Origin of the sequence: Variovorax monticola, assembly GCF_051216855.1 — a bacterium.
GTDB lineage: Bacteria > Pseudomonadota > Gammaproteobacteria > Burkholderiales > Burkholderiaceae_C > Variovorax.
Genome location: NZ_JBPJZP010000008.1, coordinates 18,095 through 42,114, shown reverse-complemented (window position 1 = coordinate 42,114; position 24,020 = coordinate 18,095). Strand labels below are relative to the sequence as shown.

Below are 24,020 nucleotides of genomic sequence, written 5' to 3'. Positions count from 1 at the left end.
TGCAGGCGATTTAGACTCGCCGCATGAACACGCTGGCTGAGCTCCGCGCGGGCCAGCTGGCAGGCGCACAACGAATCGATCTCTCGTGCGGGCTCACCGAGTTTCCGCGCGAAATTTTCGACCTTGCCGATTCGCTCGAGGTGCTCAACCTGTCGGGCAATGCGCTGGCCGCGCTGCCCGACGACCTGCACCGGCTGCACCGGCTTCGCGTGCTGTTCTGCTCGGACAACCGCTTCACCACGCTGCCCGAAGCCATCGGCCGTTGCCAGGGCCTGGACATCGTCGGCTTCAAGGCCAACCGCATCCACACCGTGCCGGCCGCCTCGCTGCCGCCGTCGCTGCGCTGGCTGATCCTGACCGACAACCTCATCGAGGAGCTGCCCGGCTCGCTCGGCCACTGCACACGCATGCAGAAGCTGATGCTGGCGGGCAACCGGCTGCGTGCGCTGCCGCCTTCGATGGCCGGCTTCGGGCAGCTCGAACTGCTGCGCATCTCGGCCAACCGCTTCGAGACACTGCCCGCCTGGCTGCTGTCGCTGCCGCGCCTGTCGTGGCTCGCCTGCGCGGGCAACCCCTTCGACACGCAGGCCGAAGACGCCGCGATCGCCGCGCAGCCGGTACCGCACGTCGACTGGCGCGAACTGACGCTGGGCCGCAAGCTGGGCGAAGGCGCCTCGGGCGTGATCCACCAGGCCACGCTCGGCAAGGCGCAGCAAGTGGCCGTCAAGCTGTTCAAGGGCTCTGTCACCAGCGACGGCTGGCCGCACAGCGAAATGGCCGTCTGCATCGCGGCCGGCGCGCACCCCACGCTGATCGCCGCGCAAAGCCGCATCGACGGGCATCCCGACGGCACGCAAGGCCTGGTGATGGGGCTGGTCGATGCGGCCTTCGTCACGCTCGCGGGGCCGCCGAGCCTGGCGTCGTGCACGCGCGACGTCTACGCGGACGACGCGCGCTGGCCGTGCAACGTGGCCTTGCGCATCGCACGCGACATCGCCTCGGCCATGCAGCACCTGCATGCGCGCGGCCTTCTTCACGGCGACCTCTATGCGCACAACATCCTGTGGCATGCGCAGCGCGGCGGCCGGCTCGGCGACTTCGGCGCGGCATGGATGACCGGCGCGCTGCCCGCCGCGCAGGCGCGCGCCTTCCAGGGCCTGGAGATGCGCGCCTTCGGCTGCCTGCTGGAAGAGCTGATCGAACGCTGCACCGACGCCGTGCCGGCCTCGGTGGCCGCGCTGAAAGACCGCTGCCTGCAGCCCGACGCCGCCGCGCGGCCTTCGTTCGCCGAGGCGCTGCGGTTGCTGCAGCAGGCGTCTTCCTCGCCATGAGCCGACGCCCGCCGCCCCAGTTGCCGCTGCCCACGCGCGACGGCGTCGGCCCGAGCTGCGTCGGTCTTCCGTGCGGCCCCTGGCCCACCATCGCCGAGTTCCTGATCGAGCGCTTTCCCGCCATCACGCGCGAGGCATGGATCGCGCGCATCGAAGCCGGCGACGTCGTCGACGAGCACCACGAGCCCGTGACGGAGGCGCGGCGCTACCAGTCGCCGCTGCGGGTGTACTACTACCGCGCGCTCGACAACGAGGTGCGCATTCCGTTCGAAGAGCGCATCGTGTTCCAGGACGACGAGCTGCTGGTGGTCGACAAGCCGCCGTTCGTGCCCGTCACGCCCACCGGCAAGTACCTGCAGCAGAGCCTGCTGGTGCGCCTGAAGCGCAAGCTGCAGATCGACGACCTGGTGCCGATGCACCGCATCGACCGCAGCACCTCGGGGCTGGTGCTGTTCTCGGTGCGGCAAGCCACGCGCGGCGCCTACCAGGCGATGTTTCCGGAGCGCCGCATCGACAAGCACTACGAGGCGGTCGTGCCCTGGCAGGCCGGCGTGTCCTCGGTGCCCGAGGTGTACCGCAGCCGGCTGGTCGACGACGACGACCACTTCATGCGCGTGCGCGAAGAACCCGGCGAGCCCAACGCCGAGACGCGCATCGAGGTGCAGGAGGTGCGCGACGGCCATGCCCTGCTGAGGCTGTCGCCGGTCACGGGCCGCAAGCACCAGTTGCGCGTGCACTGCCAGGCGCTGGGCATGCCGATCGTGAACGACCCGATCTACCCCGTGCTGCTGCCCGAGGGGGCGGACGATTTCGGCAAGCCCTTGCAGCTGCTGGCGAAGTCGCTCTCGTTCGTCGACCCGCTCACCGGTGAGCTGCGCAGCTTCACGAGCCCCCGGAGCCTGTCGCTGACACCGAGGTGACGCGCGCGCGGCGGTGCGCGCACTAAGCTCGTTTCCTGAAAATATTTCATTCAGGAGACACCTGCACCATGGACACCACCCAACTCTTCTCGCTGAAGGGCCGCACCGCCCTGATCACCGGCGGCTCGCGCGGCATCGGCCGCATGATCGCCGAGGGCTACCTGGCCCAGGGCGCGCGCGTGTACATCTCGGCACGCAAGGCCGCGGCCTGCGACCAGACGGCGAAGGAGCTGTCGGCCTTGGGGCACTGCGTGTCGCTGCCGGCCGACGTGTCGACGCTGGAAGGCGCGCAGGCGCTGGTCGCGGCCTATGCGAAGCACGAAGACTCGCTCGGCATCCTGGTGAACAACGCCGGCGCCGCCTGGGGCGCGCCGTACGAAGAGTTTCCGGAGAGCGGCTGGGACAAGGTGGTCGACCTGAACCTGAAGACCCCGTTCTTCCTGACGCAGGCGCTGACGCCGATGCTGAAGAAGGCGGCCACGGAGCACCTGTCGAAGGTGATCAACATCGCATCGATCGACGGGATCTCGGTCAACCCGCAAGAGACGTACTCGTACGCGGCCAGCAAGGCGGGGCTGATCCAGCTGACGCGCCGCATGGCGCTGCGGCTGGCGCAGGACCGCATCGTGGTGAGCGCGATTGCGCCCGGGGCGTTTGCTTCGGACATGAACAAGGATGCGCGGGATCACGGCGACGTGGTGAAGGAGCGCATTCCGGCGGGGCGCATCGGGACGCCTGAGGACATGGCGGGGGCTGCGATCTTCTTGGCGTCGCGTGCGGGGGACTATGTGATGGGGTCTACGTTGGTGGTGGACGGGGGGGTTACGCACGCTCGTTGAGTTTTTGCTTTCCGGGGCCGGGTCTCGCCCCGGCGGGCGACTCACTTTCTTTGCTTCGCCAAAGAAAGTAAGCAAAGAAAGGCGACCCCTGCTGGCTGCGTCCCTGCGCTTCGCTCCGGGCAACCTGCGGTGCTCACGTTTCGCGGGGTCTCGCCCAAACTCGCTTCGCTCAAACAAGGGCGAGCCCTGATCCGCGAAACGCTCCGCTCCTCGGCGCATCCAGAAGGGGTTGGGATACCAGCGGGCCTTCGCTGCGCTCGGCCCGGAACAGCCGGCAGCGAAAGGCCAAGACCAAAGACAAAAGACAAAAGACCCGATACCAAGCGGCTGCTGCGGCTTGGTGGCCGAGCACCGCAGGTTGCCCCGTAGCGCAGCGAAGGGGTCGCAGACAGTGGGGTCGCCCGCCGGGGCGAGTCCCGGCCCCGAAAAACAAAAGAACCCCCTCACCACCGAGGAACAGCTTCATCCTTCAGCTTCTGCCGCAGAAAATCGTAATCAGGCAAGACGCTCTCGACCGTCTCCCAGAACCGGTGCGAGTGGTCCATCACCCGGAGATGCGCCAGCTCATGCGCCACCACGTAGTCGATCACCCGCGGCCCGAAATGAATCAGCCGCCAGTTGAGCCGAATCGACCCATCCGCACTCGCACTCCCCCACCGCGTCGCCGCGTTGGACAACGACAGCTTCACCCATCGCACCCCCAGCAGCGGCGCAAAGTGGTCCAACCGCTCGATGAACAGCCGCCGCGCCTGCCGCATCAACCAGGCCTGCGCCGCATCGCGAATCTGCGAAGGCTCCGCGTTCTGGGCAACGGCGAGCCGCAGCGTGCGCGGACCGTCGGCTTCGGCCGCATCGAGCGTACCGCCGACGCTTGCGAACCCGTGTTTCGGGTCGAGTCGAATCATCACCGGCTCGCCCATGAACGGAAACAGCGCGCCGTCGCGCCAGTCGATGCGCGTGGCCTCGACGCGCGCGTGACGCTGCTGCGTTTCGGTCAGCTTGCGCAAGATCCAGTCGGCTTTTTCCTGGATGGCCGTGTCGACGTCGCGCAGCGTGACCCAGCGCGGCGCGCGCACCGACAGCCCTTCGGCGCCGACGAGAAAGCCGATGGTCTTGCGCTTGCCGCGTTTGAACTCGTAGGCCACGCGCGCGGCGCCGAGCACCACCTCGCGCGAGGCCTGCGGATGCGCGAAGCGCGCCAGCGTCAGGGTGTCGGCAAGCGGCACCGCGGGCGGTGCGTGCGGGTCCACGGGTTCGGGCGGCGTGGGCGAGACGAAAGGCATGGCGGGGGGCGCCACCAGCCCGGGCTTCTTCACGCGCGGCGGCCGCGCCGGTGCGGGCGCCGGCGGCGCAAACTCGCTGCCCAGCCCCTCGAACAGGTCCATCGTGAACTGAAGCAGTCCCGCCATGCCGAGCTCTCTCGCCTTCAGCGCACCGCTTCCCGCGCGGGCTGAGGGTTGTCGACGTACGCCTCGGGGTCGAGGCGGCGCATCTCGGCCTCGATCCACGCCTCGACCTCGCGCATCAACTCGTCGGGCTTGCGCCCCACGCTGGGGATCGCCGGGCCGATGGACACGTCGACCACGCCCGGGCGCTTGATGAAGGCCTTGCGCGGCCACACCTTGGCCGAGGTGACGGCGATGGGAATCACCGGCACGCCGGTCTCGCACGCGAGCCGCGTGCCGCCGCTCTTGTAGGTGCCCTTCTGCCCGCGCGGAATGCGCGTGCCCTCGGGAAACATGATGATCCAGATGCCCTGCGCAAGCAGCTTGCGGCCCTGGTTGACCACCTTGTTGAAGGCCTGCGCGCGCTGGCTGCGGTCGATGTGGATCATGTCCAGCCGCGCCATCGCCCAGCCGAAGAACGGCACGTAGATCAGCTCCTTCTTGAACACGTAGGCCAGCGGGTGCGGCATCAGCGTGGGCATCAGGAAGGTCTCGAGCGTGGACTGGTGCTTGACCAGCAGCACCGCGCCGGCGAGCGCGTCGGTCGGCAGGTTTTCCATGCCGGTGACCCGGGTCTTGATGCCCAGCAGCACGCGCGCGCCGCCGATGGCCCAGCTGAGCCATTGCTCGGCCATCCAGTACAGCGGAATGCCTCGCTTCCAGATCGAGCTGACGCACATGATGATGCCCCAGGGCACCACGGTGACGAGCATCCAGAGTGCATGGAGAACGGAACGGATAAACGCCATCAGACAGCCACCTGCAGTGCAGCCCGCGCTTCGCGCGCAAGCAAGAAATCGACAAAGGCGGGAAGGTCGTTGTGGACCAACGTGTTCGCCGGGTATTCGGAAGGCAGCGGATCGACGCCGCGGCAGGCCGCGCCCATGCCCGTGAGCAGCAGGTGCGGCTCGCAGCCGGCGGCCGCGCCGGCCTGCATGTCGCGCAGGCTGTCGCCGCAGGTCGGGGTGCCCTTCAGGTCGATGCCGTAGCGGTCGCCGATCTGCAGGAACAGCCCCGGCTTGGGCTTGCGGCATTCGCAGCCCTCGTCGGGGCTGTGCGGGCAATAGAACACCGCGTCGACCTTGCCGCCCACGGCCGCGAGCATCTTGTGCATCTTGGCGTGCATGGCATTGAGCGAGGCCATGTCGAACAGCCCGCGGCCCAGGCCCGACTGGTTCGACGCGATCACCACGTGCCAGCCCGCATGGTTCAGCCGCGCCACGGCCTCGAGCGCGCCGGGCAGCGGCGTCCACTCGATGTCGCTCTTGACGAAGTCTTCGCGGTGCACGTTGATGGTGCCGTTGCGGTCGAGGATGACGAGTTTCATGGGGCAGTCCCTTCAGACTCCAGCTTGCGCCGCTCTACCCAAGCAACCAGATGCTGGAGCGGGTATTTGGCGCCGTTCAGCATTCCAATGCGTTCAGCCAAGGTGGCAGCGGACACCAACCCGTGCTTCAACAGTTCACGGACAAAATCGGCATCCTTCTCGCGCCCTGCCACGCACTTCGAAACAACGAGATCGTGCAGGTCCGGACAGATGGCAGTGATGTCGCCGATGTAGTGCAGGCTCGCCCGACTCATCCAGTCGGCGGGCATCACCGCTGTCTCAGGACCGACGCCGTCGGCGAAATAGCCGAAGGTCTCGTGAAAGCTCGAATGCATGCCAATTGCGCCGTCGATGAGGTCCGCGCGCTCGGGATGCAACGCAGGATACAGATCGATCTCTCTGGACACGAGGAGTGCTTCAGGCGGGTGATCGAGCAGGAGCAACACAGCCTGGCTGCCGACAACGACAAAAGAATTTTCCTTCGAGATCGCCGCGGAGGCCCGAAGCACATGCTGCAGTTCGTCCAGCTTCATTGAATTGCAGCTTGTTCGCGCGCCTGCTTGAGCAGCGTCATTCTTTCGCTCTGCGAGACGAGTCCGCCAAGCGGAGACACGCTGCGCATGAGCTGACCGTGTTCGGACTCGCCGAGGGCGGCGTTTTCGAGAACGACAAACTCGTCAGCGAGAAGCAGCGCCCATTCATCCCACAGTGCATCAGACCGTGTCGTTCCCGACTGTTGACGCCAACGCGCCAAGGTCTTTCGCGCATGGTCACGCAATCCAGGTTCATGGCGCAGGGCATCCAGCGCTCGCCGATGCAAGGCGAGGGAAAACTGATCCAGTTGCTGTTGCCGGTTCATGTGCAATTATTGAACGAGGGAACTCAGACAGCCAGCCGCTCGAGCTGCGCCACGCGGTTCATCGCCGCATGCAGCGACTTGAGCAGCCCCAGCCGGTTCAGCCGCAGGTCGGCCTGCTCGGCGTTGACCATCACGCCGTCGAAGAAGGCATCGACAGGCTCGCGCAGCGCGGCCAGCGTCTGCAGCGAGGCGGTGTAGTCGCCGGCGTCGAACTGGGCGTTGGCGGCGGGCACGACCTCGCCCATGGCGGCGTGCAGTGCCTTTTCGGCGGGCTCCTGCAGCAGCAGCTCGCTGACGTGCGCGTCGGCTTCGGGGGCCTTCTTCAGGATGTTGCCGATGCGCTTGTTGGCGGCGGCCAGCGCAGCGGCGGCGGGCAAGGCGGCGAAGGCGCGCACGGCCGCCAGCAGCTTGGGCACTTCGCCCAAGCGCTGGGGCCGGTTCGCCAGCACGGCGTCGACCTCTTGCGCGCTGGCGCCCTGCTCGCGCAGGCTGCCGGCAAGGCGGTCGAGAACGAAGTCCTGCAGCTCGACCGTGGCCTTGCCGCTGTCGAAACCCGCGATGTCGTTGAACTGCGCGGCAGCGTCCTGCAGCAGCGCGTCGAGCCCCAGCGCGAGGTCTTTTTCGATCAGCATGCGCAGCACGCCCAGTGCATGGCGGCGCAGCGCGAACGGGTCGCGGTCGCCGGTGGGCAGGTTGCCGATGCCGAACATGCCGACCAGCGTTTCCAGCTTGTCGGCCAGCGCCACCACCAGGCCCACGGTGTTGCGCGGCAGTTCGTCGCCGGCAAAGCGCGGCTTGTAGTGGTCTTCGATGGCGTCGGCCACCGCGGCATCGAGCCTGTCGTGCAGCGCGTAGTAGCGGCCCATGGTGCCCTGCAGCTCGGGGAACTCGCCGACCATGTCGGTCACGAGGTCGGCCTTGGCCAGTTGCGCGGCCTGCGTTGCCTGCGCGGCGACCTTTGCATCGCCGAGCTTCTCGGCAATGCCGCGCGCAATGTGCATCACGCGCTGCACACGCTCGCCCTGCGTGCCCAGCTTGTTGTGATAGACCACCTTGCCCAGCGACTCCACCCGCGAGGCCAGCGACTTCTTGCGGTCCTGGTCGAAGAAGAACTTGGCGTCGGCCAGACGCGGGCGCACCACGCGCTCGTTACCCTGCACCACCGCGCTCGCGTCGTCGGGCGTGATGTTGCTGACGACCAGAAAGTTGTGGGTCAGCTTGTTCGACGCATCGAGCAGCGGAAAGTACTTCTGGTTGGCCTTCATCGTGAGGATCAGGCATTCCTGCGGCACTTCGAGAAACTCCGGCTCGAAGCTGCAGACCAGCACGTTGGGGCGTTCGACCAGCGCGGTCACCTCGTCGAGCAGCGCGTCGTCGTGGATCGGCACCGCGCCGCCACCGACCTTGACGGCCGCGGCGGCCAGCTGGCGCGCGATGTCGGCACGGCGGGCCTCGAAGCTCGCGATGACGGCGCCTTCTTCCTGCAGCTGCAGCGCATAGCTGTCGGCGTCGCGCAGCACCACCGGGTCGACCGCCGCCTCGAAGCGGTGGCCGTGCGTGGCGCGGCCGGCCTTCAGGCCCAGCGCCTCGATGGGCACCACGGCGCTGCCGTGCAGCGCCACCAGGCCGTGCGCGGGGCGCACGAAGCTCACGCTGCTCCAGCCCGGCAGCTCGCAGCCGCTTTCGAGCTGGTAGCTCATGACCTTCGGAATCGGCAGCTTGGCGATGGCTTCGGCCAGCGCCTTCTGCAGGCCTTCGGCCAGCGTGGCGCCCTTGGCGGTGCTTTCGTGGAACAGGGCTTCGGCCTTGCCGTCCATCGCGCGCTTCAGGCCGGACACGGCCGAGGCGTCGGCGCCCAGCGCCCCCAGGCGCTTGAGCAAGGCGGGCGTGGGCTGGCCGGCGGCGTCCAGGCCCACGGCCACGGGCATGAGCTTTTGCGACACGGCCTTGTCGGCGGCGCGCTCGGCCACGTGCGAGAGGTGCGCGGCCAGGCGGCGCGGCGAGGCGTAGGCGGTGAGCACGGCGCCGGGCGCGGCCAGGCCTTGCGCCACGAGCTGGTCGCGCAGGACGCCGGCAAAGGCGTCACCGAGCTTCTTCAGCGCCTTGGGCGGCAATTCCTCGACAAACAGTTCGACAAGAAGGCTGGCAGACGACATGGCTCAGAGGGATAGGACGAAAACTGCGCCGCGAACGGCGCCGGTCACGGGCGCGCAGCGATGCGGCACCGTGGAAGGGAAGAATTGAAACGGGCTCATGCAGCGACGGCCCCGTTGTTGCGCCGGTCCGCGGCACGGCGCGCCACCAGCACGGCCACCGAGGCCACCAGCAGCGGTGCCCACACGACGACCATCTCGTTGAGCAGCACCGCCGCGCCGCGCGGCGAGAAGAAGCGCTTCAGCGCGATCGGCGACACCTCGATGGGGCGCCACGGGCTGAAGTAGCGCACGTCGCTGAACGGCCAGAAGATGGCGATGCCGATGCCGCCGTTGGTCAGCATGTCCAGCAGCGCGTGCGACAGGGTGCACAGCGCGATCCATGCCCAGCCGACGGCCCGGCGCATGCCCCAGCGCGGCGCGAGCCACCATCCTGCAAGGCCCAGCAGCAGCGCGAACGCCAGCGTGTGCGTGAAGCCGCGGTGGCCCGACATGCCGCCATAGGCGATGCCGAGCTTGAAGGCCAGTCCGTCGAAGTCGGGCGCAATGGCCGCGAGCATGCCCGCGAGCAGCGCCGGCACCGGCACGCGCCGCGTGCCCAGCGCAATGGCTGCGCAGACGGGAACGGCGACGTGGGTGAAGACGGTGGGCATGGGCAGGCAGGCGAATCAGGCGGCCTTCCTGGCCGGCATCTGCGCGACCCATTCGCGCGGTGCCATCGGAAAACCCAGGCGCTCGCGGCTCTCGTAGTAGCTCTGCGCCACGGCACGCGCCAGGTTGCGAATGCGCCCGATGTAGGCCGCGCGCTCGGTCACGCTGATGGCGCCGCGCGCGTCCAGCAGATTGAAGCTGTGCGCTGCCTTCAGCACCTGCTCGTAGGCCGGCAGCGCGAGCTGCTCGGTCATGAGGTGTTTGGCCTGCTTTTCGTGCGCGTTGAAGGCGGTGAACAAGAACTCGGCGTCGCTGTGCTCGAAGTTGTAGGTCGACTGCTCGACCTCGTTCTGCTTGTAGACGTCGCCGTAGCTCAGGCCGTCGGTCCATGTCAGGTTGTAGACGTTGTCCACCCCCTGCAGGTACATGGCCAGCCGCTCCAGGCCGTAGGTGATTTCGCCGGTGATCGGCTTGCAGTCGATGCCGCCCACCTGCTGGAAGTAGGTGAACTGCGTCACTTCCATGCCGTTGAGCCACACCTCCCAGCCCAGGCCCCAGGCGCCGAGCGTGGGGTTCTCCCAGTCGTCTTCCACGAAGCGGATGTCGTTCTTCTTCAGGTCGAAGCCCAGGGCTTCGAGGCTGCCGAGGTACAGCTCCAGGATGTTGCTGGGCGCGGGCTTCAGCACCACCTGGTACTGGTAGTAGTGCTGCAGGCGGTTGGGGTTCTCGCCGTAGCGGCCGTCCTTGGGGCGGCGGCTGGGCTGCACGTAGGCGGCCTTCCAGGGCTCGGGGCCGAGGGCGCGCAGGAAGGTGGCGGTGTGCGAGGTGCCCGCGCCCACTTCCATGTCGTACGGTTGCAGCAGCGCGCAGCCCTTGTCGGCCCAGTACGACTGCAGTTTGAGAATGATTTGCTGGAAGGTCAACATGAAGCTGGCCGGCGGGGCCGGACATTGGACGGGTAGCGCGGCGAAGCACCGCGAAAGCGGGCGATTTTACGGTCGGAGGGCAACTCTCCCACAGCGGCTCGGGAAGTCGCCTGCTGGCAGAGTCGCACGGCGGGTGCGACAACGTCCAACCCGTCGCGTGCGACGCGCCCGCGGACGCACCTTCGCGCTTGCCTCACGCCTCTTCCCGCCGTTCCACACCCCGCCCTCCCAGACATGCCCTTGCCCGAGATCGCAACCGACGCCCCCCTGTTCATCGTGCTCAACGCCGGCTCCGGCAGCGAGGACGCGGCCGAGGCCCGCCGGGTCATCGAGGAGGGGTGTGCCGCGGCCGGCCGCCGGCACCGCATCTTCTTGATCGACGGGCCCGACCGGGTGCAGGCGCTGGCGCGCGAGGCGGTCGAGCGGGCGCGCGCGGCCGGCGGCGTGGTGGTGGCCGCGGGCGGCGACGGCACCATCAACGCGGTGGCGCAGGCCACGCTGGGCAGCGGCTGCGCCTTCGGCGTGCTGCCGCAGGGCACCTTCAACTACTTCAGCCGCACCCACGGCATTCCGCGCGACACGGCGCAGGCGCTGCGCATCCTGCTGACCGAGCAGCCCCGACCGGTGCAGGTGGGGCTGGTGAACGACCGGGTGTTCCTGGTCAACGCCAGCATGGGCCTGTACGCCGAACTGCTGGAGGAGCGCGAAACCTACAAGGCGCGCTACGGCCGCAGCCGCTGGATCGCCTTCGGCGCGGGCCTGATGACGGTGCTGCGCGGGCGCCACCGGCACTGGAACCTGCGCATGGCCTGGCGCGGCAAGGAGCGCGACATTCGCACGCCCACGCTGTTCGTCGGCAACAACCCGTTGCAACTTCACCAGGTCGGCATTCCCGAGGCCGACGTGCCCGAGCAGGGCCAGCTGGCGGCCATCGCGCTCAAGCCGGTGGGGCTGCTGTCGATGCCCGGCCTGCTGGTGCACGGCGCGCTGGGCCGGCTCGGCGACGCCGACCAGGTGCTGAGCTTTCCGTTCGAGTCGCTCACGGTGAAGGCCCGCCGGTCGCCGGGCTCACGCCGCGTGAAGGTCGCGACCGACGGCGAAATCGGCTGGGTCGACATGCCCCTGCTGTTTCGCGTGTCGCCCGAGCCGCTGTGGCTGGTGCGCCCGCCAGAAACCGCGCCCGAGCTCGAAGCGGCGCGCGCATGAGCTGCCTGCTGCAGATTTCAGACCCCCACTTCGGCACCGAGCGGCCCGACGTGCTGCAGGCGCTGGAGCAGTTGTCGACGGCGCTGGCGCCGGGCCTGGTCGTGCTGTCGGGCGACATCACCCAGCGCGCCACCGCGGCGCAGTTCGCGGCGGCGCGGGCCTTCGCCGACCGGCTGGGCGCGCCGGTGCTGGCGATTCCCGGCAACCACGACATTCCGCTGTACCAGCTGGCGGCGCGCGTCTTTGCGCCCTACGCCCGCTACCGCAAGGCCTTCGGCGACGCGCTGGAGCCGGTGTTCGAATCGCCCGAGTGGCTGGTGGTGTCGGTGAACACCACGCGCTGGTACCGGCATGAAGACGGGGCTGTCTCGGCGGCGCAGGTCGAGCGGGTGGCGCAGAGGCTGGAGGCCGCCACACCTTCGCAGGTGCGGGTGGTGGTGACGCACCAGCCGGTGATGGTCACGCGCACGCAGGACATGGGCAACCGCCTGCACGGGCGCGAACGGGCCGTGGCGCGCTGGAGCGCGGCGGGCGCCGACCTGATCCTGGGCGGGCACATCCACCTGCCCTTCGTGCGGCCGCTGCACGACGCGTTCTCGGGTTGCGCGCGCACGGCATGGGCGGTGCAGGCCGGCACGGCCACCTCGTCGCGCGTGCGGGCGGGCCACCCCAATTCGGTGAACGTGGTGCGCGCGGACATGGCAGGCGGCAAGCGCGCCTGCCGCGTGGAACGCTGGGACTACGTGGCGAGCGACAAGGCCTTCGGCTGCGCTGAAGTATTCGGGCTTTCCCTTGCCAGTGAAGCGGCGCGGCCTTAGGGTGCGCCGCATGTCGACGCAAGCCCCTCTCGCCCCCCTTGTTCTTGCTGCCCAGCAGCTCGGCGCCCATGCGCTGCCCTGGTTCATTTCACTCCTCGCGGTCGCGGTGCTCGGTGCCGGCGCGGTCTGCCATGTGCTGCAGAGGCGCCACTTCAATGCGCGCGACACCGAAGAGCCCAGCGAACCGCGCATCGCGCTCGGGCTCGCGTCGGGCTTCGTGCTGATTCTTCTGGCCGCCAGCCTGTTCGCCTGGATCGCCTCGAACATTTCCGACGGCCGCATGCTGGGCCAGGCCGACCATGCGCTGACCGACACCATCGCCGCGCAGTTGCCGTGGGCCGCGTTGGTGGTGTTCAGCTGGGTCACGCACCTGGGCGACGCGGAATTTCTCGCGCCGGTGTGCCTGGTGGTGGCCGCCACGCTGTGGTGGCACAGGCACCGCGCCCTGGCGCTGGGCTGGATGCTGGCCCTGGGCGGCATCGTGGTGCTGAACCCTGCCCTCAAGCACATCTTTGCGCGGGCGAGGCCGCTGCACGACCACGGCCTGGCGCTGGAAACCAGCTACAGCTTTCCCAGCGGCCACAGCGCGGGCGCGATCGTGAGCTACGGAATGATGCTGTACCTGGTGCTGCGCACGCTGCCGCCGCGCTGGCACGTGCCCGGCGCGATGGCCGCGGCGGGGGCCATCGTCACCATCGCGTGCAGCCGCATCTTCTTGCAGGTGCATTTCGCGAGCGACGTGGCGGCCGGCCTGCTGACCGGCCTGGCCTGGCTGCTGGTGTGCGTGGGCAGCCTGGAATACGCGCGGCACCGCACACAGCGGCGCGCGTTGGCCTGAGCTTCGCCGCGAGGTCTTTGCGAGGAACACCGCGGAACCGGCTTCGCCGGGCCGCAGGTGTTGCCCCCGGAAGGGGGAAGGAGGCTACGCGAAGCGAGCAAGCCTGGGGGGGGGATCAATATTCCCAGAAGATGCGCTGCAGCTCTTTGGTGTCGCTGGTCTTCGTGAGCGCAACCATCGCCAGGATGCGCGCCTTCTGCGGGCGCAGGTCGTGCGCCACCACCCAGTCGTACTTGTCGTCGGGCTGCTCGGCGTTGCGGATCACGAAGCCGTCGGGCACGCGCGAGCTGCGAATGACGACGACGCCGTCGGCGCGCGCCTTCTGCAGGTTCGGCACGATGCGGTCGGCCACCGAGCCGTTGCCCGTGCCGCCGTGGATCAGCGCCTTGGCACCGCTTTTGGCAATGGCGTCGATGGCCACGGAAGACACGCCCTCGTAGCCCATGGCAATTTCCACCGGCGGCAGCGCGTTGATGCTGTCGATGTCGAACTCCGAGTTCATGGTGTGGCGCTTGACCGGTGCGCGGAACCAGTAGTTCCTGCCCTCGACGATCATGCCCAGCGCGCCCCATTGGCTGGAGAAGGCGTTGGTCTTGATGTTGACGTTCTTGCTCACGTCGCGCCCGCTGTCGATGTTGTCGTTCATCGTCACCAGCACGCCCTTGCCCATGGCGTCCTTGCTGCCCGCCACGTTCACCGCGTCGTACAGGTTGAGCGCGCCGTCGGCCGACAGCGCCGTGCCCGGGCGCATCGAGCCGACCACCACGATCGGCTTGGCCGTGTGCACCGTGAGCGTCAGGAAGTAGGCGGTTTCTTCCAGCGTGTCGGTGCCGTGCGTGATGACGATGCCGTCCACGTCGGGCTGCTTCGACAGCGCCGAGACGCGCTTGGCCAGCGTCAGCAGGTTGTCGTTGGTCAGGCTTTCGGACGCCACCTGGAACACCTGCTCGCCGCGCACGTTGGCGACCTTGGCCAGCTCGGGCAGGCCGGCGATGAGCTTCTCGACACCGACCTTGGCCGCCGCGTAGGTGGCGCTGTTGACGGCCGAGGCGCCTGCCCCGGCGATGGTGCCGCCGGTGGCCAGGATCACCACATTGGGCAAGGCCTGCTGCGCCTGCGCGAGCGCGCTGGCCGCCAGCAGTGTGGTGCCGGCCGCGAAGGCCCTGAAACGGGGAGAAAGGTACATGGAGAGCTCCTTGTTGAAGTGGATTCTTTCGAGGCGGCGAGGAAGATACATGAACCGTGCCCGCATGCGCCGCGCGCCCATGCCGCCATGGCATGCGGCCATGCGCGAGGGTTACCATCGACCGCGCGCGTCCGCTCCACGCGCCGCGCACACAGCCGCTTCCCCCTGCGCTCCCCCGTCATGAACGCCGATTCCGCCGCCCTTCCCGTCCCCGTCTCCGCCGCCCAGGAAATGCCCGCCCCCGACGGCCCGCTGTCGCGCGCGCGGCCCGGGCGGGAACGCATCATGGCGGCGATACGCACCGCAGCGGTCACCGAGTTCAGCCTGCACGGCCTGAAGGGCACCTCGACCCAGGCCATCGCGGCGCGCGCGGGCCTGACCAAGCCCCAGCTGCACTACTACATCGTCGGCAAGGAAGAGCTCTACGAAGAGCTGCTGATGCAGGTGCTGCACGCGTGGAAGGTGGTGTTCTCTTTCGAGGACGCCAGCGACCCGGCCACCGTGCTGGGCGACTACATCCGCAAGAAGCTCGACCACGCCATCGACAGCCCCGAGATGTCGCGCATCTTCACACGCGAAATCCTGGACGGCGGGCGCAACCTGGACCGCTACTGGCCCAACGCGCGGGCCTGGACGCAGAAGAAGGTGGACATCATCAACGGCTGGATCGCACGCGGGCTGATGCGCCCGCTGGACGCGCGCATCTTGCTGATGCACATCTGGGCCATGACCCAGAGCTACGCCGACTACGCGATTCAAACGCGCGTGATGCTCGGCCTGCCGCCTGAGGCGCCCATTGAGCGCGAACCCATCGCGCGCGAGCTCGTGGCGTTCGTGCTGGGCGGCTGCGGCATCAAGGCATAGATTGCCGCCGGGGCGCGCCCCGTCTTTTTTAGTCTTCTGCGACTTTCAACGGGCCTTGGCACGCCCCGACTCGACGTTCGACTCAAAACGTCGACTTGTTCCGGAACTCCGTCCCGTTAGAGCTCGCTTGCTGCAAGACGCGCCGATTTCGTTGAGTTTTTCACGAATCGGCTGCAGGAAGTTCTTCTGAAAAGGGACATGCATCTCTTTCAAGGGATGCGCCGCCGGGCGAAAAAAACAAAGATAGCCCCCTTGGAATATTGCAGGGGCAAGTTCCGCCGGATTCACCCACACCCATGCAAGCCGGTTGCTGTGTGTGTCGATGACGGCACCCCGTCGAGGGGTCGGGCGACCTCGGTGCGCATGCACACGCCGAAGGGCACCGCACTTTCCCGACGAAGCATCTTTTTTCTCTGCGTTCCTTATCCCTGGCGCCATCTGCTCGCGTGAGCTCGACCTCACGGCGCGTGAACGTGCCTTCAACCATCGCCTGTCGATTTTTTGCTCGAAGTCCGAACCTCATGAACAAGTCATTCAAAAGCATCTGGAACGAATCGCTCGGCGCGTGGGTCGCCGCATCTGAACTCGCCTGCGGGCGGGGCAAGCGCAGCAAGTCGTCGGCGGCGGTTGTCGTGGTGAGCGCGCTGCTGCTTGCCGGCGGGGTCATGGAGGGTGCGCACGGGCAGGGCACGGCCGTCGGGGGCGCCGGCAATGTCGGTGGCAAGGACGGTCTCGCTGTCGGCCCCGGGGCGACGGCAGGACCTCGGGGCGTCGCCGTTGGATTCGGCGCGTCCGCCGATGTGCGCACCGAGACCACCGCAGTTGGCGCGGGCGCAACCACTGAAGGCGACCAGGGCACCGCGATTGGTGCCAGAGCCCTCTCCCAAGGCACCGGATCCATCGCAGTGGGGTCCGGAACCAGAGCCAACGGCAACAACAACATCGCGTTCGGTACAGCGAACACAAAATCCCTCGGCGAGTTCTCGATAGCCATCGGCGACGGTGCTGTCGCCGACGGCAATGCCCGTCAGAGCATTGCCATGGGAATCGGGGCGAAGGTGACGGGGAGCAACACCATTGCCATCGGCAATACCGCGAACGCGACCACCCTCAATTCCATTGCCATCGGCTTCCAGAGTACGTCGACCGGAGATCGCGCTCTGGCGATGGGGTCTGGCGCCAATGCTTCCGGTGCGTTCGGGACGGCGCTGGGCCGTCTGGCCAATGCCATAGGAACAGGCTCCACGGCGCTGGGCAACAACGAAACCGCGGGCGCAAGCGCGGGCGGTATCAACTCGATCGCCATTGGGGGCGAGTCCAATGTGGCTTTGACGGCTGCTTCGGGTATTGCCATCGGCGCGCGAGCCAAAGCGGGCGATATCGCCGCCATCGCCCTGGGCGAATCTGCCAACGCGTCGAAAGAATCCGCAATGGCCCTGGGGCGGAACAGCCAGGCCTTTGGCGTCTCTGCAACCGCCCTCGGCAGCGGGGCGCAGGCCACCCTGGACGCCGCCACGGCGACCGGCGCAGGTGCCAACGCCACCGGCACGTTCTCGTCCGCGTTCGGCTTCAAAGCAAATGCCGCAGTGAACGCCGCCACGGCAATCGGCGCAAGCGCCAACGCCACCGGCACGTTCTCGTCCGCGTTTGGCGTCAATGCAAATGCCGCAGGCTCGAACGCAGTGGCAATTGGCACAGGCGCCAAGGCAACCGAGCAGAACTCGTCCGCGCTTGGCCTCAATGCAAATGCCGCAGGCTCGAACGCAGTAGCAATTGGCACAGCGGAGGCGTCCGGCATAGCAGCGATCGCGGTCGGCCCGAGGGCCAAGGCAGTCGAATTTGCGATTGCCTTCGGTCAGGCAGCGCAAGCCACCAGCAGCAGTTCGATCGCCATTGGCGCGCAAGCGAAGGCCTCTGCATTGGGCGCTACGGCACTCGGTACCAATGCGAGTGCGGGAGCAGCTGCGGGCGGGGTCGACTCGATCGCCATCGGCGGGCAAGCCAGCGTGGCTTCAACCGGCGCGTCGAGCATTGCCATCGGCCGGGGTGCGACGGTCAGCGGGAGTTTCAGCATCGCCCAAGGCGACGGGGCCACAGTGACAGGGAACAGCGCAGTGGCAGTGGGGGCGGCCGGCGTGGCGCGTGGACTGCAATCGTCGGTGTTCGGGGTTTCCGCCGCTGCCACGCAAGACTTCAGCACTGCCCTGGGTAGCCAGGCTGTGGCCTCTGGCCTCGGTTCCACGGCTGTGGGGACCAACTCGGCAAAGGGAGCAGCCGCCGGCGGGCTCGACTCGATCGCCATCGGCGGGCAGTCCAGTGTTGCTGCGACGGCCAATTCGGGCATTGCCATTGGCAGGGGAGCGGAGGCAAGCAACGCGTTCGCCATCGCCCAGGGCGACGGGGCCATCGCGTCAGGCAACAGCGCCCTTGCCTTCGGTTTTGGAAGCCGTTCGTCAAATACTGGCGCGGTTGCCATCGGCTTGAGCGCCAATTCCAGAGGAGTCGGCACCGTGGCCTTGGGCCGCGAATCGAACGCGATTGGCGACTTCAGCGTGGCATTGGGCGTATCGAGCGTCGCCGACCGGGGCGCTGCGGTGTCGGTCGGCTTCACGGGTTTCCAGCGCCAGATCATCAATGTGGCTGAGGGAACCACCGCCACCGATGCGCTCAACAAGGGGCAACTGGACAGGTTGATCGCCTTTCAAACTGCCACCGTCGTCACGGCCCCCACCACCGTGGGGGGCGGTTCATTGGCGATCGCGTCCGGCGCACGCGCCAACGGTGCGACCGGGGGTGATTTTTCTGCGATTGCCATCGGCATCAGTTCGCAGGCGAATGGCAAGGCGACCATTGCGATGGGCGAGGCATCGAACGCGACCGGCGACCGTTCGATCAGCATCGGCAATTCGTCGGGTGTTGCGGCCGCCAACGCCGTGGCGCTCGGCGCCGACGCCACGGTCACAAGCACCGGCGCCGGCTCCGTGGCACTGGGGCAGGGAAGCATTGCGGACCGGGCCAATACGGTGTCGGTCGGCACGGCGGCTGCCCAGCGCCAGATCGTCAATGTGGCGGCCGGCACGGCCACTACCGACGCGGTGAACGTCGGCCAACTGAAGGCGACCAACGCCAACGCGAGCGCCGCACTGGGTGGCGGCGCCGATGTGGCCAACGGCAAGGCGCCGACGTACGCCGTGGCGGGCGGCAGCTTCAACAATGTCGGCAGTGCGCTGGGCGCATTGGACGCGGTTGCCAACAAGGGCTGGAACCTGAGCGCCAACGGCGCAGCTTCTGGGAAGGTTGCTCCGGGCGGCACCGTCGACTTCATCAACGGCAGCAACACGACGGTCTCTCGCAGCAATGACAACAAGATCACGGTGGATGTGTCCAAGACGCCGGTCTTCGAATCGGTGACCGCGGGCACCGGCAAGGCGGGCACGCCCGGCAGCGCCACGCTGGGTGCCAACGGCCTGACGACCGTCGGCAAGGACGGCGCGGCCGGGCCCAGCGTCACTGCTGCCGGCATCGATGCCGGCGGCAAGAAAATTGCCGGCGTCGGCAGAGGGACGGACAAGAACGACGCGGCCAACGTCGAGCAAATGAATGAAGTGGGCGCCAAGGCAGACAACGCCCTGCAGTACGACCCGAAGGGCGGCAACCCGGGCAAGGAAAGTCTGACGCTGGGCGGGCTCAAGCCCGACGGCACACCGGCGGTAACGGCGGGTGTGAAGCTGGCCAACGTGGCCGACGGCGTGGCGCCCAAGGACGCAGTCAACCGCGGGCAGCTCGACACCGTGAGCGCAACCGCCAACAAGGGCTGGAACCTGAGCGTCAACAGCGAAACGACGACACAGAACATTGCCCCCGGCGGTTTGGTCGATTTCATCAACGGCAGCAACACAACGGTCTCTCGCGACGGCAGCAAGATCAAGGTCGATGTGTCCAGGACACCGGTCTTCGACTCAGTGACTGCGGGCACCGGGGCGGCGGGCACGCCCGGCAGCATCACGCTGGGCGCCAACGGCCTGACGACCGTCGACACAAAAGGCAACGCCGGGCCCAGCGTCACCGCAGAGGGGATCAAGCTAGGCGGCAAGAAACTCGGCGGCGTGGGCGCGGGCACTGAAGACTCCGACGCGGCCACTGTGGGCCAGGTCAAGCTCGCTCAGGCTCAGGCCGGCAATTCCATGCAGTACGACGGCACCGACAGGAGCGCGGCGACGCTGGGCGGCACGGCATCCAAGGATGGCGGCAAGACCGGTGGCACCAAGTTGTCGAACGTGGCGCAGGGCGCGCTCAACGACAAGTCGACGGACGCGGTCAACGGCGCCCAGCTGAATGCGACCAACACCAACGCGAGCGCCGCCCTTGGCGGCGGCGCAGATGTGGCAAATGGCAAGGCGCCGACGTACGCCGTGGCAGGCGGCAGCTTCAACAATGTCGGCAGTGCGCTGGGCGCGTTGGACGAGGTTGCCAGCAAGGGTTGGAACCTGAGCGCCAACAGCGCGGATGCCCTGAAGATCGCCCCGGGTGGAGTCGTCGATTTCATCAACGGCAGCAACACGACGGTGACCCGCACGGGCAACAAGATCAATGTGGACGTGTCCAAGACACCGGTCTTCGACTCCGTGACTGTGGGCGCAGGGGTGGCGGGCACGCCCGGCAGCGCCACGCTGGGCGCCAACGGCCTGACGACTGTCGGCAAGGACGGCACGGCCGGACCCAGCATCACTGCAACCGACGGCATCAATGCCGGTGGAAAGAAAATTGCCGGCGTCGGCAGAGGCACGGACAAGAACGACGCGGCCAACGTCGAGCAAATGAACGAGGTGGGCGCCAAGGCCGACAACGCCTTGCAGTACGACCCGAAGGACGGCAAACCGGGCAAGGACAGCCTGACGCTGGGCGGCCTCAACACCGATGGCACACCGGCGGTAACGGCGGGTGTGAAGCTGGCCAACGTAGCCGACGGCAAAGTGGCTGCGGGCTCCAAGGACGCCGTCAACGGCGGCCAATTGAACACAGTGAGCGAGATCGCCAACAAGGGTTGGAACCTGAGCGCCAACGGCGCAGCCTCCGGGAAGATTGCTCCGGGCGACACCGTCGACTTCATCAACGGCAGCAACACGACGGTGACCCGCACGGGCAACAAGATCAATGTGGACGTGTCCAAGACACCGGTCTTCGAATCGGTGACGGCAAGCGCCGGTACGCCGGGCACACCCGGCAGCAGCAGCGCCACGCTGGGCGCCAACGGCCTGACGACGACCAGTGCCGGCATCGCCGGCCCCAGCGTCACCACCGACGGCATCAATGCCGGCGGCAAGAGAATTGCCGGCGTCGGCAGGGGCACAGAAAAGGACGACGCGGCCAACGTCGAGCAAATGAACGAGGTGGCCGCCAAGGCCGGCAACGCCTTGCAGTACGACCCGAAGGACGGCAAACCGGGCAAGGACAGCCTGACGCTGGGCGGCCTCAACACCGATGGCACACCGGCGGTAACGGCGGGTGTGAAGCTGGCCAACGTAGCCGACGGCAAAGTGGCTGCGGGCTCAAAGGACGCGGTCAACGGCGGGCAACTGAACACGGTGAGCGAGATCGCCAACAAGGGCTGGAACCTGAGCGCCAACGGAGAAAAGACGCCTCTGAACATTGCCCCCGGCGGTGTCGTCGACTTCATCAACGGCAGCAACACGACGGTGACCCGCACGGGCAACAAGATCAATGTGGACGTGTCCAAGACACCGGTCTTCGACTCCGTGACTGTGGGCGCAGGGGTGGCGGGCACGCCCGGCAGCGCCACGCTGGGCGCCAACGGCCTGACGACCGTCGGCAAGGACGGCACGGCCGGACCCAGCGTCACCGCCGACGGCATCGATGCCGGTGGCAAGAAACTGACCGGCGTGGGTACGGGCACGGACGACACCGACGCGGCCAACGTCAAACAAATGAATGCCGTGGGGGCCAAGGCCGACAACGCGCTGCAGTACGACGCGAAGGACGGCAAACCGGGCAAGGACAGCTTGACGCTGGGCGGACTCAAGGCCGACGGCACGCCAGCCACGGCGCCCGTGAAGCTGGGCAATATCGCCGACGGCAAAGTGGCTGCAGGCTCTAACGATGCAGTCAACGGCGGGCAACTGAACGCCGTGAGCGAGATCGCCAACAAGGGCTGGAACCTGAGCGCGAACAGCGTCGATGCCCTGAAGATCGCTCCAGGCGGCGTCGTCGACTTCGTCAACGGCAGCAACACGACGGTGTCGCGCACGGAAAACAGAATCAAGGTGGACGTATCCAAGACGCCGACCTTCGAGTCTGTGACTGCAAGCACGGGGACGCCGGGCGCGCCCGGCAGCAGCAGCGCCACACTGGGCGCCAACGGCCTGACGACCAGTGCTGACGGCAGGGCCGGCCCCAGCGTCACCACCGACGGCATCCATGCCGGTGACAAGAAACTCACCGGCGTGGGCAGAGGCACGGACGGCACGGACGCGGCCAATGTCGAGCAAATGAACGAGGTGGGCGCCAAGGCCGACAACGCCTTGCAGTACGACCCGGCGAAGGACGGCAAACCAGCGAAGGAAAGCCTGACGCTGGGCGGGCTCAAGGCCGACGGCACCCCCGCCACTGCGCCCGTGAAGCTGGGCAACGTAGCCGACGGCAAAGTGGCTGCGGACTCCAAGGACGCCGTCAACGGCGGCCAGCTGAACACCCTGGGCACAGGTCTGAGCAACGTGCTGGGCGGCACCTACGCCGGCGGTGTCTACACCCCGCCGACCTACATCACGGTCGGCGGCGGCACGGCCACGACGGTGCAGGGCGCGCTCGACAACCTCGGCAAAGCGGTCTCCAACGGCACGGTGGGCCCGGTCCAGCGAACCGGCCGCGACGACCAGCTCGCACTGGTGGCCCCGGGCGCCAGCGGGGCGGCGCCGGGCGCCGCGCAGCAACTGACCAACGTGAAGGCCGGCACCGTGTCGAGCACGTCGAGCGACGCGGTCAACGGCAGCCAGCTGCACGCCGTCAACGAGGCCGTGGCGGCCGTGGGTGCCAAGGCGGACAACGCCCTGCAGTACGACGCGAAGGACGGCAAGCCGGGCAAGGAAAGCTTGACGCTGGGCGGGCTCAACCCCGACGGCAAGCCCGCCACGGCGCCCGTGAAGCTGGGCAACGTGGCCGACGGCAACCTGGCTGCGGGCTCGAAGGATGCGGTCAACGGTGGCCAGCTGTTCACCACCAACCAGAACGTGACCAACCTGGGCAACGACCTGAAGACCCTGAGCACGAACATCGACAACGGCAAGGTCGGCCCGCTCCAGCGCAGCGACACCGCCGACGCGCTGGTGCTGGTGGGCAAGGGCGCGACGGCCGCCGCCCCCGGCGCAGCGCAACGCGTGAGCAACGTGGCCAACGGCACGGGCGCAGGCGATGCCGTCAACTTCGGCCAGCTGACGGACGTGGCGAAGACGGCGAACAACTCGCTGCAGTACGACAACGCCGACAAGAGCGCGGTGACGATGGGCGGCACAAAGTCCACCGACGGCGGCAAGACCGGCGGCACCAAGGTCGGCAACGTGGCACAAGGTGCGCTCACCGACACGTCGACCGATGCGGTCAACGGCGCGCAGCTGCACGCCGCGAACACGGCGGTGTCGAAGGCGCTGGGCGGCGGCGCGAACCTGAACGAGGGCAAGGCGCCGAGCTACACGGTGCAAGGAAAGACCCACGACGACGTGGGCGGTGCGCTGGGTTCGGTGAACGAGAACCTGACCACGGTCAACAACGCACTCAACGGCGGTGGCATCAAGTACTTCCGCGCCAACTCGACCTTGCCCGATGCGGTGGCGAGCGGCACCGATGCGGTCGCCGTGGGGCCGAACGCGAAGGCCATCGAAGCAGCGTCGGTGGCCGTGGGCTCGGGCGCGAAGGCCTCGGCTGTCAACGGCACGGCGGTGGGCTTCAACGCGGTGGTGCAGCAGGCGGGCGGCGTGGCGCTGGGGTCGGGCTCGGTGGCATCGACCGCGGCGGGTGTCGCCGGCCACGTGCCTGCCGGCGCAAGCGCCGAGCAGGCCGCGGGCGTGCGGGCCACCACGAGCACGCAGGGCGCGGTGTCTGTGGGCGATGCGGCCAGCGGCCAGTACCGCCAGATCACCGGCGTGGCGGCGGGCTCGGCCGACAGCGATGCCGCCAACGTGGCGCAGCTGAAAGCCGCGGCCGGCGCGGCCAAGGCCGGCAGCGCGCAGTACGACACCCACCCCGACGGCTCGACCAACTACGGCCAGATGACGCTGGGCAACGGCCAGGCGCCGGACGGCACGCGCATCGGCAACGTGGCGCCGGGCGTGCTGCCGACCGATGCGGCCAACGTGGGGCAGTTGAACCAGGTGAAAAACCAGTTGCAGAGACAGCTCGGCGACGTGGCGCGCGTTGCCTACTCGGGCACGGCCATGGCCTTGGCGATGTCGGGCACGTCCCTGCCGCCGATGGCAGCCGGCGAGAAGGCCGTGGGCGTGGGCTTCGGCAACTACAAGGGCTACAGCGCCCTGGCGCTGACCTTCAAGGCCCTGGCGGAAGACGGCCAGATGTCGTGGGGCGCGGGCCTGTCGACCACGGGCAAGGAATGGGGCGTCAACGCAGGCATCGGCTGGAAATGGCGGTAA

Annotated in this window: 17 protein-coding genes; 8 read left to right on the top strand and 9 right to left on the bottom strand. The window is 68.0% G+C overall.

Translation table 11 applies throughout. The annotated features are described in order from the left end of the window. Positions 1-23: 23 nt before the first annotated feature. From ACSFA5_RS26870 to ACSFA5_RS26860, 3 genes are all read left to right on the top strand, one after another. A complete protein-coding gene (locus ACSFA5_RS26870; protein WP_435447105.1) occupies positions 24-1,331 on the top strand; it encodes a leucine-rich repeat-containing protein kinase family protein in 1,308 nt (435 codons plus the stop codon). Further along, positions 1,328-2,251, top strand: a complete 924-nt coding sequence (locus ACSFA5_RS26865; protein ID WP_435447104.1) for a pseudouridine synthase — start codon at positions 1,328-1,330, stop codon at positions 2,249-2,251. Before ACSFA5_RS26870 ends, ACSFA5_RS26865 begins: the two co-directional genes overlap by 4 nt. A 68-nt stretch (positions 2,252-2,319) precedes the next feature. Then, positions 2,320-3,090 carry an SDR family oxidoreductase gene (locus tag ACSFA5_RS26860; protein ID WP_435447103.1) on the top strand — a complete coding sequence of 257 codons (771 nt, stop codon included), beginning with the start codon at positions 2,320-2,322 and terminating at the stop codon, positions 3,088-3,090. Positions 3,091-3,533: 443 nt separating this feature from the next. On the opposite strand, the gene ACSFA5_RS26855 is transcribed toward ACSFA5_RS26860, so the two are convergent. The 8 genes from ACSFA5_RS26855 to glyQ form a co-directional block, all read right to left on the bottom strand. After that, positions 3,534-4,475, bottom strand: a complete 942-nt coding sequence (locus ACSFA5_RS26855) for a M48 family metallopeptidase (RefSeq protein WP_435447102.1) — start codon at positions 4,473-4,475, stop codon at positions 3,534-3,536. A gap of 41 nt (positions 4,476-4,516) precedes the next feature. Beyond that, positions 4,517-5,284, bottom strand: coding sequence for a lysophospholipid acyltransferase family protein (locus ACSFA5_RS26850; RefSeq protein ID WP_435447101.1), 768 nt, complete (start codon positions 5,282-5,284; stop codon positions 4,517-4,519). Then, a complete protein-coding gene (gene gmhB / locus ACSFA5_RS26845; RefSeq protein WP_435447100.1) occupies positions 5,284-5,862 on the bottom strand; it encodes a D-glycero-beta-D-manno-heptose 1,7-bisphosphate 7-phosphatase in 579 nt (192 codons plus the stop codon). The genes ACSFA5_RS26850 and gmhB overlap by 1 nt, the downstream gene beginning before the upstream one ends. Further along, a complete protein-coding gene (locus ACSFA5_RS26840) occupies positions 5,859-6,395 on the bottom strand; it encodes a DUF6036 family nucleotidyltransferase (protein WP_435447099.1) in 537 nt (178 codons plus the stop codon). Before ACSFA5_RS26840 ends, gmhB begins: the two co-directional genes overlap by 4 nt. Then, positions 6,392-6,721, bottom strand: coding sequence for a hypothetical protein (locus tag ACSFA5_RS26835; RefSeq protein ID WP_435447098.1), 330 nt, complete (start codon positions 6,719-6,721; stop codon positions 6,392-6,394). The genes ACSFA5_RS26840 and ACSFA5_RS26835 overlap by 4 nt, the downstream gene beginning before the upstream one ends. A gap of 23 nt (positions 6,722-6,744) precedes the next feature. Continuing rightward, positions 6,745-8,877, bottom strand: coding sequence for a glycine--tRNA ligase subunit beta (gene glyS, locus ACSFA5_RS26830; RefSeq protein ID WP_435447097.1), 2,133 nt, complete (start codon positions 8,875-8,877; stop codon positions 6,745-6,747). Between the two features lie 95 nt (positions 8,878-8,972). Continuing rightward, complete coding sequence (locus tag ACSFA5_RS26825) at positions 8,973-9,527, bottom strand: metal-dependent hydrolase (protein WP_435447096.1); 555 nt, start codon at positions 9,525-9,527, stop codon at positions 8,973-8,975. A gap of 15 nt (positions 9,528-9,542) precedes the next feature. After that, the gene (gene glyQ / locus ACSFA5_RS26820) at positions 9,543-10,451 is read right to left on the bottom strand and encodes a glycine--tRNA ligase subunit alpha (RefSeq protein ID WP_435447095.1); all 909 of its coding nucleotides are present in this window, start codon (positions 10,449-10,451) and stop codon (positions 9,543-9,545) included. Positions 10,452-10,685: 234 nt separating this feature from the next. Here glyQ and ACSFA5_RS26815 point away from each other — a divergent pair, with 234 nt between their 5' ends. Genes ACSFA5_RS26815 through ACSFA5_RS26805 form a run of 3 tightly spaced genes read left to right on the top strand, consistent with a single transcriptional unit; the run spans position 10,686 to position 13,313 of the window. Next, positions 10,686-11,657 carry a diacylglycerol/lipid kinase family protein gene (locus ACSFA5_RS26815; protein WP_435447094.1) on the top strand — a complete coding sequence of 324 codons (972 nt, stop codon included), beginning with the start codon at positions 10,686-10,688 and terminating at the stop codon, positions 11,655-11,657. Next, on the top strand, positions 11,654-12,475 hold the full coding sequence (locus ACSFA5_RS26810) for a metallophosphoesterase family protein (RefSeq protein ID WP_435447093.1): 822 nt from the start codon (positions 11,654-11,656) through the stop codon (positions 12,473-12,475). The genes ACSFA5_RS26815 and ACSFA5_RS26810 overlap by 4 nt, the downstream gene beginning before the upstream one ends. A 10-nt stretch (positions 12,476-12,485) precedes the next feature. Continuing rightward, complete coding sequence (locus ACSFA5_RS26805; RefSeq protein ID WP_435447092.1) at positions 12,486-13,313, top strand: phosphatase PAP2 family protein; 828 nt, start codon at positions 12,486-12,488, stop codon at positions 13,311-13,313. Between the two features lie 115 nt (positions 13,314-13,428). On the opposite strand, the gene ACSFA5_RS26800 is transcribed toward ACSFA5_RS26805, so the two are convergent. Continuing rightward, complete coding sequence (locus ACSFA5_RS26800) at positions 13,429-14,499, bottom strand: asparaginase (RefSeq protein WP_435447091.1); 1,071 nt, start codon at positions 14,497-14,499, stop codon at positions 13,429-13,431. Between the two features lie 180 nt (positions 14,500-14,679). Between ACSFA5_RS26800 and ACSFA5_RS26795 the strand changes: the two genes are divergently transcribed. Continuing rightward, positions 14,680-15,363 carry a TetR family transcriptional regulator C-terminal domain-containing protein gene (locus tag ACSFA5_RS26795; RefSeq protein WP_435447090.1) on the top strand — a complete coding sequence of 228 codons (684 nt, stop codon included), beginning with the start codon at positions 14,680-14,682 and terminating at the stop codon, positions 15,361-15,363. Positions 15,364-15,836: 473 nt separating this feature from the next. Beyond that, complete coding sequence (locus ACSFA5_RS26790) at positions 15,837-24,020, top strand: ESPR-type extended signal peptide-containing protein (protein WP_435447089.1); 8,184 nt, start codon at positions 15,837-15,839, stop codon at positions 24,018-24,020.

Excerpts from the sequence above, each read along its gene's own strand:
- ACSFA5_RS26870 (WP_435447105.1), top strand. The coding sequence starts at position 24 with ATGAACACGCTGGCTGAGCTCCGCGCGGGCCAGCTGGCAGGCGCACAA.
- ACSFA5_RS26865 (WP_435447104.1), top strand. The coding sequence starts at position 1,328 with ATGAGCCGACGCCCGCCGCCCCAGTTGCCGCTGCCCACGCGCGACGGC.
- ACSFA5_RS26860 (WP_435447103.1), top strand. The coding sequence starts at position 2,320 with ATGGACACCACCCAACTCTTCTCGCTGAAGGGCCGCACCGCCCTGATC.
- ACSFA5_RS26855 (WP_435447102.1), bottom strand. The coding sequence starts at position 4,475 with ATGGACCTGTTCGAGGGGCTGGGCAGCGAGTTTGCGCCGCCGGCGCCC.
- ACSFA5_RS26850 (WP_435447101.1), bottom strand. The coding sequence starts at position 5,284 with ATGGCGTTTATCCGTTCCGTTCTCCATGCACTCTGGATGCTCGTCACC.
- gmhB (WP_435447100.1), bottom strand. The coding sequence starts at position 5,862 with ATGAAACTCGTCATCCTCGACCGCAACGGCACCATCAACGTGCACCGC.
- ACSFA5_RS26840 (WP_435447099.1), bottom strand. The coding sequence starts at position 6,395 with ATGAAGCTGGACGAACTGCAGCATGTGCTTCGGGCCTCCGCGGCGATC.
- ACSFA5_RS26835 (WP_435447098.1), bottom strand. The coding sequence starts at position 6,721 with ATGAACCGGCAACAGCAACTGGATCAGTTTTCCCTCGCCTTGCATCGG.
- glyS (WP_435447097.1), bottom strand. The coding sequence starts at position 8,877 with ATGTCGTCTGCCAGCCTTCTTGTCGAACTGTTTGTCGAGGAATTGCCG.
- ACSFA5_RS26825 (WP_435447096.1), bottom strand. The coding sequence starts at position 9,527 with ATGCCCACCGTCTTCACCCACGTCGCCGTTCCCGTCTGCGCAGCCATT.
- glyQ (WP_435447095.1), bottom strand. The coding sequence starts at position 10,451 with ATGTTGACCTTCCAGCAAATCATTCTCAAACTGCAGTCGTACTGGGCC.
- ACSFA5_RS26815 (WP_435447094.1), top strand. The coding sequence starts at position 10,686 with ATGCCCTTGCCCGAGATCGCAACCGACGCCCCCCTGTTCATCGTGCTC.
- ACSFA5_RS26810 (WP_435447093.1), top strand. The coding sequence starts at position 11,654 with ATGAGCTGCCTGCTGCAGATTTCAGACCCCCACTTCGGCACCGAGCGG.
- ACSFA5_RS26805 (WP_435447092.1), top strand. The coding sequence starts at position 12,486 with ATGTCGACGCAAGCCCCTCTCGCCCCCCTTGTTCTTGCTGCCCAGCAG.
- ACSFA5_RS26800 (WP_435447091.1), bottom strand. The coding sequence starts at position 14,499 with ATGTACCTTTCTCCCCGTTTCAGGGCCTTCGCGGCCGGCACCACACTG.
- ACSFA5_RS26795 (WP_435447090.1), top strand. The coding sequence starts at position 14,680 with ATGAACGCCGATTCCGCCGCCCTTCCCGTCCCCGTCTCCGCCGCCCAG.